Annotated in this window: 13 protein-coding genes; all 13 read right to left on the bottom strand. The window is 32.5% G+C overall.

The features are described from left to right. Nucleotides 1-15: 15 nt before the first annotated feature. Nucleotides 16-1,005 carry a hypothetical protein gene (locus WC663_04405; protein MFA6296572.1) on the bottom strand — a complete coding sequence of 330 codons (990 nt, stop codon included), beginning with the start codon at nt 1,003-1,005 and terminating at the stop codon, nt 16-18. A gap of 32 nt (nt 1,006-1,037) precedes the next feature. Continuing rightward, nucleotides 1,038-1,673, bottom strand: coding sequence for a DedA family protein (locus tag WC663_04410; protein ID MFA6296573.1), 636 nt, complete (start codon nt 1,671-1,673; stop codon nt 1,038-1,040). A 36-nt stretch (nt 1,674-1,709) separates the two neighbouring features. Next, nucleotides 1,710-3,158, bottom strand: a complete 1,449-nt coding sequence (locus WC663_04415; protein ID MFA6296574.1) for an RtcB family protein — start codon at nt 3,156-3,158, stop codon at nt 1,710-1,712. 81 nt (nt 3,159-3,239) lie between these two features. Continuing rightward, complete coding sequence (gene rlmN / locus WC663_04420) at nt 3,240-4,286, bottom strand: 23S rRNA (adenine(2503)-C(2))-methyltransferase RlmN (protein ID MFA6296575.1); 1,047 nt, start codon at nt 4,284-4,286, stop codon at nt 3,240-3,242. Between the two features lie 216 nt (nt 4,287-4,502). Beyond that, nucleotides 4,503-5,279, bottom strand: coding sequence for an ABC transporter permease (locus tag WC663_04425; protein MFA6296576.1), 777 nt, complete (start codon nt 5,277-5,279; stop codon nt 4,503-4,505). Between the two features lie 102 nt (nt 5,280-5,381). Further along, nucleotides 5,382-6,035, bottom strand: coding sequence for an ABC transporter ATP-binding protein (locus tag WC663_04430; GenBank protein ID MFA6296577.1), 654 nt, complete (start codon nt 6,033-6,035; stop codon nt 5,382-5,384). Nucleotides 6,036-6,373: 338 nt separating this feature from the next. Continuing rightward, entirely contained in the window at nt 6,374-7,399 is a 1,026-nt protein-coding gene (locus WC663_04435; GenBank protein MFA6296578.1) for an aliphatic sulfonate ABC transporter substrate-binding protein, read from the bottom strand. A gap of 74 nt (nt 7,400-7,473) precedes the next feature. Next, nucleotides 7,474-7,659: a CopG family transcriptional regulator gene (locus WC663_04440; GenBank protein ID MFA6296579.1), complete on the bottom strand. Its 186-nt coding sequence runs from the start codon at nt 7,657-7,659 to the stop codon at nt 7,474-7,476. A 138-nt stretch (nt 7,660-7,797) separates the two neighbouring features. Further along, a complete protein-coding gene (locus WC663_04445) occupies nt 7,798-8,733 on the bottom strand; it encodes a hypothetical protein (protein ID MFA6296580.1) in 936 nt (311 codons plus the stop codon). Between the two features lie 4 nt (nt 8,734-8,737). Further along, nucleotides 8,738-11,068 (bottom strand): hypothetical protein, encoded by a 2,331-nt coding sequence (locus WC663_04450; protein ID MFA6296581.1) that lies wholly within the window; start codon nt 11,066-11,068, stop codon nt 8,738-8,740. 108 nt (nt 11,069-11,176) lie between these two features. Beyond that, nucleotides 11,177-12,127 (bottom strand): hypothetical protein, encoded by a 951-nt coding sequence (locus WC663_04455; GenBank protein ID MFA6296582.1) that lies wholly within the window; start codon nt 12,125-12,127, stop codon nt 11,177-11,179. A gap of 48 nt (nt 12,128-12,175) precedes the next feature. After that, nucleotides 12,176-12,757: a hypothetical protein gene (locus tag WC663_04460; protein MFA6296583.1), complete on the bottom strand. Its 582-nt coding sequence runs from the start codon at nt 12,755-12,757 to the stop codon at nt 12,176-12,178. Between the two features lie 22 nt (nt 12,758-12,779). After that, on the bottom strand, nt 12,780-14,060 hold the full coding sequence (locus WC663_04465) for a hypothetical protein (protein ID MFA6296584.1): 1,281 nt from the start codon (nt 14,058-14,060) through the stop codon (nt 12,780-12,782). Nucleotides 14,061-14,279 lie beyond the last annotated feature (219 nt).

Raw genomic sequence — 14,279 nt, forward strand, 5'->3', positions numbered from 1 at the left:
ATTCAACACTTACCATTAGTCCCAAAATCCGCCTGGTGTTTCTCCATACCATTGACTCAAATCAGTCCCAAAATCAACAACAACCCACACTCCATTTTCTTTTTTCAGCAAAACAGTTGCGTCGTCAGCTTTTTGCTCGCCAGTTGCAATTGCAGTTAATCTCGCCCATTCATCAGTTTGTTTATCCAAATTCAAATCAAAAGTCATACCTGAAACAGAATTTGCTTCCACAAAATTGCGAGCTAAAGTCATAATTTGGTCAGTATCACTTGTCCCAACAGAAGTTCCAACCTCTGCATTATAAATATTCTGATCTAATTTATAGCTCTGAATAATTCTATCCATATTTACGCTATATTTTGTCCAAAGATCTATCGGACAAGTCGCAATTATCGCCAATCCACCTTTGTCATCCAAATGAAAAATTGAAATTCTTTTCATCTTCAAAGGTCCAGTTTCAGAATTTATTTGATAACTTTCATCCAGCCTTTTTGCATCAAGTCCGCCTAATTTCACATCACTTTGTTTATCAATTTTATAATTAGCAAAAACCTGGCTATTACCAGCCTGATTTTGTTCTAAAAATTGATCAATTGTTTGTCCTTCTGTATTTTTCCAACCATAAGATACCACCCCCGCAACTTGATCAGCAACATCATTAAATTCTCCAGAACCATTTACATCTGGCGACATCATCACGCCATCGCCATTTTCCGATTGATCATGCCACCAACCGATTGGATAAATCAAAGAAAAACCATAACGATTATTTTTATAAATTGCATCTGCTGGCAATGTCGCACTTTCATTAATTACATTTTCGATAACTGCAGTATTATTATTCGTTATTTTTTTAACACTTTCTTTACTGATTCGGTATACAAAATAAATCATAATTCCAAAAGCGAGAATTAAAACCAAACAAGATAATGACCCAACCAAAATCCATGGCGAATTTTTCTTTTTTTCATCTTGCTTTTTAACATTTTGATTTTGTTTTTCCATATATTTATTTTTAATTTTTTAGTTACTAATTACTAGTTACTTCGTTCATGATCTTTTCTATGATTTCTGATGTGTCGATAAATATATAATCCTATTAATACTATTACCAAAATCAAAATCGCCATATCAAAATTATGCAATTTTTCTCTAATTAATTCCCAATTATTACCCATCTTCACCCCAAGCCAAGTAAACAAAACACACCAAGGAAATGCGCCTAAAAAAGTAAACAAAGAAAATTTTGCAATATTCATTTCCGCAATTCCAGCTGGAAAAGAAATATATGTTCTAATTACTGGCAAAAGTCTTCCAAAAAATACTGTCCATTGTCCGAATCTTTTAAACCAAGAATCAGCCAAATCCAAATCATGATGTGAAATCAAAATGAATTTTCCATATTTTTCAATAAATGGCCTGCCGCCTTTTATACCAATCCAATATGCAAGCAACGAACCAATTAGATTTCCAAATGCTCCGATAAATACAACTAACCAAAAATTAAGTTTTCCATCAGCAACTAAAAAACCAGAAAAAGGCATTATTACTTCTGATGGCATTGGAATTCCACAACTTTCTGCCAACATCAACAAAAAAATTCCAGGATATCCTAAGATATCAATAACTTTTACAACAAAATTTGCCAAAATATCAATTAACGTTGTTATCATCTGTGATTTTATTATTTAGTTATTTATAATTTTTAATTAGCCCTTTATTACTGCCAATGGTACTAATTTAGCTATTTTTTTACTTAAATTTGTTTTTTCAATCACATCAACTACATCATCAATATTCTTATAAGCTTCTGGTGCTTCTTCTACCAAACCCATTTTGCTTTGCGCTCGAATAATAATACCTTTTTCATCTAACTCCTGCCTCAATTCGTTGCTCTTAATTGTTCTTTTTGCTTGACCTCTTGACATTCTTCTTCCTGCTCCATGACAGGATGAATAAAAAGTTTCTTTTCCAGATTCTAATCCAGCTAACACATAGCTCGCTGTTCCCATTGTTCCAGGAATTAAAACTGGTTGTCCAGTTTCTCGATATTTTTCTGGTATCTCTAAACTTCCAGGCGGAAAAGCTCTTGTCGCTCCTTTTCGCTGAACACAAAGTTTTTTGCCATCATACTCCTCAACTTTAGCCATATTATGCGCAACATCATAGACAATCGACAATTTCAAATTTTTATTTTTGATTTTAGATTTTTGACTTAAGACTTGGCTAACAGCTTCACGTACTCTATACGTTATCATCTGCCTATTCGCCCAAGCATAATTTGCTGCACCTGCCATTGCATTAAAATATTGCTGTCCCTCGGATGATACAAAAGGTACACAAGCCAATTCATAGTCAGGAACACTAATACCATATTTCGGCATTGCAGAATTTAAAAATTTAACATAATCACTTGCTACTTGATGACCGAGTCCTCTTGAACCTGTATGAATTAAAAATGTCACTTCTCCTTCAGCTAACCCAAAAACTTCTGCAATTTCTTTATCAAATATTTTTTCAACTTTTTGAATCTCTAAAAAATGATTTCCAGATCCCAACGTTCCAATTTGATCCAAGCCTCTTTTTTTTGCTAATTCCGAAATATTCTTAATTTCAGCATTCTTAAGACATCCATTTTCTTCAATAAATTCCAAATCCTCTTCCAATCCAAATCCTTTGCCAATTGCCCATTTTGCTCCGCTTTTCAAAACATTATCTATCTCATTTAAACTTAATTTTTGTGTAACTCCTCGACCCAATCCTGATGGCACGTCTCTTTGAATTTGATTTGCAATTTTTTCAATATCATCTTTGATATCAGAAAAATTTAATCCTGATCTTAATAATCTAACTCCGCAATTAATATCAAAACCAATTCCGCCAGGCGAAATCACACCGTTATTTTCTATATCAGTTGCAGCTACTCCGCCAATTGGAAAACCATAGCCTGAATGAATATCTGGCATTGCTAAAGAATATTTTACAATTCCTGGCAAAGTTGCCACATTAACAACTTGTTCCAAAGATTGATCTTGCAAAACATTATCAATCATTTTTTCCGAAATATAAATCCGACCAGGCACTCTCATATCAGAACGATAAGATTTTGGAATTTCAAAAATATTTTCAGAAACTTTTTTCAAAACATTTTTATCCATATAAAAAGTATAACAAAAAATATCCCACAAGTCAGGATATTTTATCTGTGTTATCTGTGTAAAATCTGTCAAGTATCTGTGTTAAATTTGTGCTTTTAGCTGTCCGCATCCTGCCCAAATTTCCTCTCCCATACTTTTTCGAACTGTACAACTGATTCCATTCTTATTTAATTCCTGCTGAAAAAAGAATATTGTTCGATCGTCAGATGGTTGAAATTTAGAATTAGTATAATTATATTTAATTAAATTGACATGAAATAATGGATGCGTTAACAAATTTGCCAATTCTTTCGCAAGTGTCTGACTATCATTAAAGCCCTTCAACATCACATATTCAAACATCAACTTTCGATTCGTTCTATTTACATAATCAAAACAAGCTTGCATCAAATCTTTAATCGGATATTTTTTATTAATTGGCATTATTTTTGATCTCAAAAAATCATTTGGCGCATGTAAAGAAATCGCCAAATTTACTTGGCAATTTTCTGCAGTAAATTTTTCAATCCCTGGCACAATTCCACAAGTAGAAATTGACATTCTTCGCTGACCAAAATTAAAACCTTTCTCATCATTCAAAATCTTTAGAGCAGAAATAACATTGTCATAATTTAAAAATGGCTCGCCCATTCCCATTACCACCAAATTTGTTAATTTTCCTAAATTATTATCCCCTTGTCCTCCGGAGTTCCTCAGAACAAAGGAGGATTTTAAATATCTTGCCCAAAATAATACCTGATCAAATATTTCTTCTTGTTTCAAATTCCTTTTATATCCTAAATCTCCAGTTGCGCAAAATAAACAACCCATTGGACAACCAACTTGCGATGAAATACAAACTGTTCTTCTTTCATCTTCTAACATTAAAACGCTTTCAATCTGTTCGTTATCTTCCAAATTGAATAGCGCTTTATATACTTTTTTATTATTTGATTCTTTTAAAGTTTTTATTTTCAAAGAAGAAAAAGAAAAATCGTTATTTAGCTTTTCACGCAAAAATTTCGACAAAGAAGTAATTTCTTCAAAATTTTTCGCAATATTAAAAAACTTCGCCTGATATATTTGTTTAAAACGAAAATCAGGTTCATTATTGTCTTTCAAAAATTTCTTTAGTTCTTCTAAATTCATAATTTCTTACTTTACCCCATTTTATATTATTTTTCAAGTCAAATCAAAAAATCCAGCAATCTGGATTTACTAATTTATTAATTTTATTTATCCTCCATAGTTCCGCAGAACGAAGGAGGACCAATTTTACAGTTCGCTTAACCAGTCTAACAAATCTAACTCGTAATCTGTGTCTCTGTGTCGTATCTGTAAAATATCTGTGTAAAATTTGTGGTCTTAACTTTTCACCAATCCCCAACGCCGCCTCAAATTATTCTCCCACACTCCAAACACCAATTTATCAAAAATAATTCCAATCATAATAATCACTAACATGATTGCCATCACTTGAGACATATCATTTAATTCTCGTCCCATCATTAATAATTGTCCCAAGCCAACAGTAATAAATAACATTTCACCAGACATTAATGATCTCCAAGCGAATGACCAGCCTTGTTTAATGCCAGTAATCAATGAAGGCAAAATTGCCGGAAATATTACGTAACGATATAAATTAAAACCTTCTGCTCCCAACATTTTACCAGCTCTAATAAAAATCGGCGGAATTGATTTTACTGCGCTTTCTACAGAAATTGTAATACTTAAAATACAACCCATTATTACCACAAAAATAATTGCCTGTTCATTTAATCCAAACCAAAGCAAAGCTAATGGCAACCAGCAAATACTTGGCAAAGTTTGTAAGCCTAATACCAAGAATCCAACAGTCTCATCTAAAATTTTAATTTTAGCTAACAGAAATCCCAACAATCCGCCAAAAATTAGAGAAAAACCAAAACCAATAAAAATTCTTTTCATGCTAATCATAATTCCCATCCAAATCGTTCCATTAGAAAATCCTTTCATCATTGTCTTGCCAACAGTCGCTGGATCTGGAAAAAGCCAAGGTGTCCAAATTTCTAATTTAAAAACCAGCCACCACAGAAAAATCAGAAAAATCAGAAAAATCACTTTTATTAAAATTTTACCAGCTTTACGTTTTATATTCATAACAATGTAACAATTTAACAATGGAACAATAAAACAATTTGCAATAAATATCTGTGTCTCTGTATTAGATTTGTGAAATATCTGTGAAAATTTGTGGCTAAATTATAATTCCTTAATCTCACTTTTCAAAACATCCATTATCTTATTGCTCATTTTTATTAATTCCAAATTTCCCAAATCTCTTGGCCTTTTTAAATCAATATCAAAAATCTTTTTTATTTTTCCAGGACGAGCGCTAAAAACAACAACCCTATCTCCTAAACAAACCGCCTCTCTAACATTATGAGTCACAAAAACAACAGTTTTTTTCGTCAATTGCCAAATATTCTGTAATTCTTTATACAAGATTTCGCGAGTTTGCGCATCGAGTGCTGCAAAAGGTTCATCCATTAATAAGATATCTGGATTTAAAATAAGAGTTCGAGCCAGTGCCACTCTTTGTTTCATTCCTCCAGATAATTCATGCGGATAACTTTCTGCAAAGTTTTGCAGATGTACCATTTTCAAATGAGCATCAATAAATTTTTCTTGTTTTTCTTTATCTAATTTTTTAATCTTCAAGCCAAAACCGACATTATCTTTTACCTTCAGCCAAGGAAATAATGCCGGTTCTTGAAACATTAGACCAATTTTTCCATCTACTTTTATTCTGCCAGAATCTTGCTTATCCAATCCTGCCATAATATTCAACAAAGTTGACTTGCCGCAACCAGATGGTCCAACCAGGCAAATAAATTCACCTGGTTTTATATCCAAATTAATATTTTCCAAAGCACAGACAGATCCGTTTTTGGTCTTAAAATTTTTCCTAATATTTCTAATCCGTAGTCTCATTTCAAAAAATAAAATGCTTATTCATTATGATTAAAACAAACAACGAACTTGTCCGCCGAAGTCCAGCAGGACGAAGGCGAACGAATATTCCTAATTCGTAATCTCATATATCTCGCTAAGTTAGCAAAAAATGATTAATATCTAGGAGGCAAAAATTATTTTTTTACGAGTGATGCATGTTCGAAGGCCAGCATTTTTCGCAAAAAGTGCTGGCCAAGTTACAGAACGAGTAAAAAAATATTTTTGCCTCCCCAGTTAAATTAATATTTTTGACCAGTGATCTCGTCCAAAATGCTTAAATCGTAAAGATTTGATAAATCAGGCTTTTTATCTCCCAAAAATCCCGCATCAAATGCCCAGCCTGAAAATGTTGTTACAGTATCCTTCAATGGATTAACAGTCACGTCCATTCTTGTCCAGGCATCAGCCAAAACATCGTCAGCCAATTTCTTAGTTGTCAATTTTTCAATTTCTGAATTAACAATTTTTTGCGCTTCAGCAGGATTTTCATTAATCCATTCTGTCAAATCAACATGAGCTTGCAAGAATTTTTTTACTAAATCAGGATGTTCATTTAAAAATTTTGTGCTCACAATTACATTTGCAACACAGAATTTTTTATTTGGCCACAAAGTTCTTTCATCAATTGCAATTACTCCCTCAGCTTCTTTTACCAATCTCGCACCCCAAGGTTCTGGAGCCCAAGATCCATCAAGTTGTTTTTGTGAAAACATTGTCAATTGATCAGCATTGGCAATTGGCACAATTTCAACATTTTTGAGACCTTTATCTTTAATATAATGTCTTAAAGAAATATCTTGTGTATTTCCTTGCTGTGGTGAAGCAATCTTTTTTCCTTCTAATGCTTTTGCGCCATCTTTTTTAAATTGTTCTGCTAAATCTTTTTGTAATACTAATACCGCAGCACCAGAAGTCGCACCAGAAATAATTCTTAATGATTCGCCATTTGATTTAATATAGCCATTTACTGCTGGACTTGGCCCAATATAACCTAGATCAATTTCACCGGCAAATAATGCTTCAATTTCTGTTGGACCAGCATTAAATGTCTTCGTATCCAATTTTACATCGCTACCCAAACTTTCTTGAAACTTGCCATTCGAAGTCCCAACCAAAGCTTGAGAATGAGTAATGTTAGGAAAATATCCTAACTTTACAGTCGTCTGTTTTTTGTCGTCTCCTCCACTTTTACAACCAGCTCCAATAAGCGCCATTCCAGAAAGCGCAAGAACTAGAGCCAGCAATAATACTTTTGCTTTTTTCATGATGTTAACTTAAATTAATAACACTCTAACTATACTACAATTAGAGTGCAATGAAAACACCAGGCTGTGGATAATTATTTTAAATAACCAAGCTTTTTCAATCTTTCTTTTATATCCTCGCCTTCTTTACCAATCGCAATGTCTCTCATGCAATAAACAACGAAATCCGTCACTGATTCAAAACCAGTTTCTTTGACAATCCTTTTCAACTTAACATAAAGCGGTCTTGGAATTTTTATTGTTACTTTATCATTTGGCATAAATTTTATTACCTGCCCACTATAGGTGGATTAATAAATAATAACAAAAATCCCTACAAATGCAACAAAAATGCGACTTTTCAATCGCATTTTTACATTTTTTATTATTCAAAATTTATGCCATCTAGAATCTCTTCCTTAAAAAACCATAAAATCAAAAGCATGATCTTGAAGAGATCCTGTCAATCCAGTTGTATAAACAATAAGCGTATTATTACCAGACAATAGTGCGCTTATTTTCTGGCCACTCTGCACTTCGTCAATCGTCGCAATAGCATAGTCACCACTGCTTACTCCAGGAATAGTAATTTCATAATATCCTTTTGATTTTCTCTTAACACTGATATCACCTCCAACATTATTGAATGATTTATGTTTTGAACCATCAGCAGCAATATCTCCACCTGCTTTCAAAAAACTACGCTGAGAAAAATTAAGATTCTGTTTAGAAATTGTATCATTAGCGATCTCACTTGTTCTAACTGCACCTGTAGCAATCTCGCTTGTTCCGACTGCACCCTTAGCAATCTCATCTTTTCCAACCGCACCAGTTGCTATTTCGCTTGATCTAACTGCCTTTGAAGAAATTTTATCTGAACCAACAGCATTGTCAGCAATCTCACTTGAACCGACTGCACTTTTTTTAATCTTTTCAGCTGTCACTGAATCATTAGCTAATTTATCATTAGTCACTGCCTTATCATTAATTTTAGAAGTTGTCACATCCTTATTGGCAATTTTTGGAGTCGTCACACTACTGTCTGCTAACTCTTTAGTAGTTATCTCTTTTGTAAATTTACCTTTTACTTTAAAATCTCCGTCCACTAATAAATCCTTTTTGACATTTAAATCATCATTAATCACAACCTTTTTTCCAGCAACAGGATTAGAAATTTCACCCTTCACAAACAACTTACCCAAATTTGTTTTTGTTCCAACTGTCAGACTCTTAACCACTTTTAATGTATTATTCATTGTCACAGGCTTTTTAAAAGTTTTAGCATCAACAACAACAAAAGCTCCAGTTAACAAACCATATATTGCGCAAAATACTATGATTTTTTTATTTTTCATATTTTTATTTAATTATTTTAATTTTAACTTTTTTCGACCAAGAAGTCGTATATTCTCGTTTCATTTTTTTCTTTTTTGGTTGCCATTTTGCTTTTAAGGTAATTTTTTTTGTTATTATCGTTTTAAGTATTGCTTTTCCATTACTATCAGTTTTAACCTTTGCGAAATATTTTCTAACTGTTCGATGTTTTTTTGCTATCACTCTATAAATTTTTACGGTTTTGTTTTTTAATTTCTTTTTTGTAGCCTTATCCTTTAAACTAATCGTAAAAGTGACTGCTTGTCCTTTGCTAACTTTCTTCGCTGACGATATAAAACCAACATTTGCTTTTGATTTTAATCCATATAGCCCTCTATCATTTCCAGCCATCAATCTATCAAATAATAAAGCATAAAACGATTCTTGTTTTAATCCTTCAAAAAATTTGCCCCACGTCTCGCCTCCATCACTTGATTTATAAATTGCACCATTCAGATTTCTTGCCTGTCCAACCAAATATAATGTATGAGGAGAAGTTGTTGTTTGAACTGTAAGAGTATCCAAATTATTAACACTTTCTAATCCTGATGTTATCTGTGTCCAAGTCACACCATTATCAATCGTTTTATAAAGTCCGCTCCCTTCTGTATTTCCATTACCAGTATCAGCATTAGCTGTAGCATAAATAGTTTCAGCCTCTTTCGGATCTGCTAAAATACTTGTTATCGGCAAATTTTTAGTTTTGCCTTTTATTTTTGACCAAGCATGAGAAGAATATTTATAAATTCCTAATAATGCATCACTATCACTACTGCTACATCCAACAAAAACATCGTGATCTTTAGTGATAGTTAATGAACTAGCCGGTGCATTACCAGGAAGATCGATATTTGTCCATGTCGATCCAGTATCAGTACTTTTGTAAACATAGCCATAATCAGTTTGTGATAAACTATCATCTTTCATCGCTGCATACAATACATTATTTTTTCCAGGAACCGAAGCAATTTCCATGATATTTCCAGGACCTGGATCTTCTGTACCTATCGTTACTACTGTAGAAAACGTAACTCCGCCATCAATACTCTTTTTAATATAATTTCGAGAACCATACAAAACGATATTTGAATCAGCCGGATCTACCCACACAGCATAAACTGTAGTTCCACCAGTGCCACTAACAGGATATTCCCAAGTTGGGCTAGACGCTGTAAAATTTGTTGTTTTACCCAAACCGCCATTAGCTGCAATCCAAACTACAGCCTTATTATTTGCCTGTGCAATATCATAAACTTTGACAGATGTTATTCCGTCAGCTTCATCAGTCCAAGTAACACCTCTATCAACACTTTTAGCAATACTATAAACACTATTAGTAAAAAGCAAATTAATATTGTTAGGATCTACTGCAAAATGATCTGCATATATTCCAGACACAGGAGTAGAAGTGGTAACTTGTTGCCAAGTAGCACCATTATCAGTTGTATACATTTGCATGACATACAATCTTCCTGCTCCATCAAATGTAATATGATTTGCTGAAACTGTTCGTCCATTGTCTGTCAATTCAGTCCAAGCACCATCTCCAAATTTTTGATAAGTCTTCGATGTTGTACCTGTACTTGATCCAACCACAATATGAGAATTATCATCAGGATCAACAGCTATTGCAGAAACATGCATGCTTTCTGGAAGAGCCATTGATGCCCAAGTTAATCCGCCATCAGTACTTTTATACATATTTGAAGTTGTAGTATCTAATGATGCATAAAAAGTATCGCTATCAGATGCAACGGCAAAATTTCGCAATTTTTCGCCATTACCAACAGTAATCAAGCTAAATGTATTTCCGTTATCACTGCTTAAAGCCAAGTTTTGACTTAAACCAAAATTTAAAGCCACTAAAATTTTGTTTCTACCCCATAATAATGTATCTGCAAGTGGATTATTAGTTCCCAAATTATTTGTTATATCTACAAAGTTAACACCATGGTCGCTGCTCTTTAAAAGTGAATCGCCAATTAATACATAAACATCGCCATTTGAATCTACTTCAACTTGTTTGCCTGTTCCATAATTTGCGCTACTAGGCAATCCATGCCATGTCTCGCCTTTATCATTTGAAATAAAAAAACCATTCGGAGCCATTGTTGTAATGTAAACGTTGTCACTTGTTGAATCAATTGCGATATCATTAGCTTGTCCACCAAACAATCCTAAATTTGTTGCTACTGAATTTTTTTGTGAATCTGTCAGAACATCAGACCTCGTACCTTTAGCCAAAACATTAAAACCAAAAATTGTTTGGCTCAAAATAAAGGCACCGACCAAAATCATAATAATGCTTTTTTTCATTTTTCATTTTTTATTTTTAATAAATTCAAACTTTTAATTTTTTTAAATTAAAAATCTGAATTTATTGCGGAGATGAAATATTTTTTCGCCTCCGCATTTTTCTTTATATTACCAAGTTGGAAAATAACCTCGTAACACAGAAGTTAAAGTGTCAGCATGTGGATAATGCATAATGAAAATCATTGGTACAGAATCAATATTCTTTTTCAATGTGAATAATCTCCATTTTGTATTCTGAAATGCGCCAAAATCATCTACATAATAATCTTTATACGCATTTGGCAAAATATCTGCAATTTTGTCAGCAAAAGAAACTAATTTTCCTATTTCTTTTAAATTTTTTCCATTTTTATTCATTCTCCAATATGTCAGCATTAAATCACCCATCTCCCAATCTGTTTGATCATTTGCCACTGATTTTATAAATCTTATTTTTCCACTTTTTGCATCAAACAATTGATAATCAGTATTTTGATCTGGAGTTCTCAAAACTGTAATCTTTCCAGTTTTTACATTAATTTTGCTAATACCAAATGCATTTCCTCCGCCATCACCTCTTGGTCTAGGTGTTGCAACACTATGCATTGATGTAAAAACAAGTGCATTATCATTAATCCAAAAAACTGAACCAATTGCATCAAAAGTTACTTTTTCTATACCTTTTTTATTTAAAACTACAAAAGTATTATTAGTAGAAGTATGAGAATTTACAACTAAAAATTTTCCACTTGGCGACCAGACAGGTTGCATATTAGCTGTCTCCATTACTGTTTCATTCAAAACAACATGCGTAGAAGTTGCTAAATTATAAACTGCTGGTTTCATATCTTTATTATAATAAGCAATTTTTTCACCGTTTTGCGCCAATTTAGGCATATGACCTCTGAATAATTTAAACTTCGTATCTGACATCAAATCAGCTTCCCATATAAAACCATCCTTTTCATAAAATACTAGATCACCTGGTTGCTCATCTACTACATTTTCCGCTTTTGCAAAAGAAACTGTCAATCCAAACAGAAAAACAATTCCTAGCAAAAACAATAATATTTTTTTCATTTTTTTTCCTTGTCCGCCGAGGCTCTGTAAAGCGAAGGCGGAAATTAATTATTTACTATGTATAATCTTAAAAGTACTCAGCATTTTTTTAGCCACTTTATATTCATACAAAGTTTTTTTAATATTTAAATTCATATAATCAACTTGATCACCAGCTTCAAACATTGCCGATAATTCATGACTTGTACCATAAACACATTTTCCCAAAATGTTTAATTCATTTTTATCTGAATTAATAAAAACTTCTTTTGTTTTATTTTGGTATGCCCAAAATTTTGCCCACATTTGTTTTTTGCCAATCTTTATTGATCTTGTTTTTTTAACATCTCCTACTCCAATTCCAGTTCTAAAAGCAATCATCAAATTCTGTGTATTTTTTTTGATACCCAAATGCAGATAATATTTTTCATTCATTGAATTAAAAGTCGTATAACGCAAAGGTTCAGCTCCAGAATAAATTTCTGGATAATAATATTTTTTTACAAACCAATCTTTTGGCATTTTGATTTTATAACCATCATTTGTATCTTTATACCACATCCAATCACTTGTTGAAATTGCTGCATTAGCTGATTTAAAACCAGTTAAAGCAAAAATCATCAACAAACATACAAATAATAACTTTTTCATAATATTTTTTATTTATAATTAATTATAATATTTCCACAAAAATAGGAGCATTCGATAGAGTAATTCCAGAAGCAGAAATCACAGACGAACTGCCACGCATATCAGTTACTTTCAAATTTTTATTCATGAACTCACTTGGCAAAGTATCAAATACACCAGAACTCCATAAGATATATATCCATTTATTGTTAATTTTAAATTTGTATTGAGAAGCAGATATTTTTTTTGCTTTTGTAAATCCATCCAGCTTTTTCACCATTGTTTTCATACCATAATATGCTGGTTTTTTTATGCCAGCAAAAATTAAAGCCGAATCTCTCAAATCTTGGCTAGCATGGCTATCTGTTTTATATATTGTATAAAAAGACTTTCTGGCTCCAGCCTTATATGCTCTAACATAGCCTTTCACAATTTCATTTGCCTGATCTTCTTCAGAACGAATTACCGGTCCATCCGGCGTCATAATTTCACCAGAAGAAATCTGCACTTCAGTAATCCAAAAATTTTTATCTATTTTATTTTTCTTCAAAAAACTCTTATAAGCACCTGCATTCAAATCCTCGCTATCAGAACTAATGCTATGAATATTGCCAATATCAAAATAATTTTTGCCTCCTAATTTAAAAACTTTTTTCCAAAAAAATTTCATTTCCGGATTTATTCCTGCCATTCCGCCTAGCAAAACAAAAGACTCAGAATCTGCCTTTTTAATTGTCTCATAGCTTGCCTTTAACAAGTTGAAATATTCTTTTGCAGTTCCTTTAAAAAATACTAGATCTCCTTTCATTTCCGGCTCATTCAAAATCTCCCAATATTTTACGCCATATTGCAAGCCTGGCATATCGTCTTTGCCATCATCATCATATCGTTCGATTAGTTTTGTTAAAAAATTATTGTAAGCAGTATAATCACAAGGTGCGCCTCTTTTCAATGGCAACTCGTTTTCAAAACCCTGGGCATTTTTAATATTTTTATGACAAACTTCTTGATCCCAAGTTGCAAATGGCCAGATCGTCACTAATAATTGTAGATTATACTTTTGTGCATCTTTAACTTCTTTGTCCATTCTTGTCCAAGTAAAAACACCTTTTGTTCCTTCTATATTTTCCCAAATGGCTTGACCAATATGCGGTCTTAGCCAAAACGTTTTTATCTTTTTAGCAGCTTTCGGAGTAATTCCAATACCTGTTGATAAGAATCCAAAACGAGATTCCTGACCAAAAGTTGATGCATCAACAAAACAATAATTTGCTAACAAAAAAACAACTCCCAAAATAACGCCTGCTGAAATTATTTTTTTCATAGGCTTTATCAATTTTTAATTTATTTTTACTAAAGTAAAATCTAATATAATATTACCACATTTTTAATAATGCAACAATTGCGATTTTTTCACAAGGGTAATAACTAACTTTGCCACCAGTCGTTCGTTCTTTTAGTGCTTAAATATGGGATTAATGACATAATTTGGGACAATAACTAACTTTGCCACCAAATCTATGTCAAACATTTGTCCAGTTTG

This window comes from Patescibacteria group bacterium (assembly GCA_041662665.1).
GTDB lineage: Bacteria > Patescibacteriota > JABMPQ01 > JABMPQ01 > JAQVVF01 > JAQVVF01.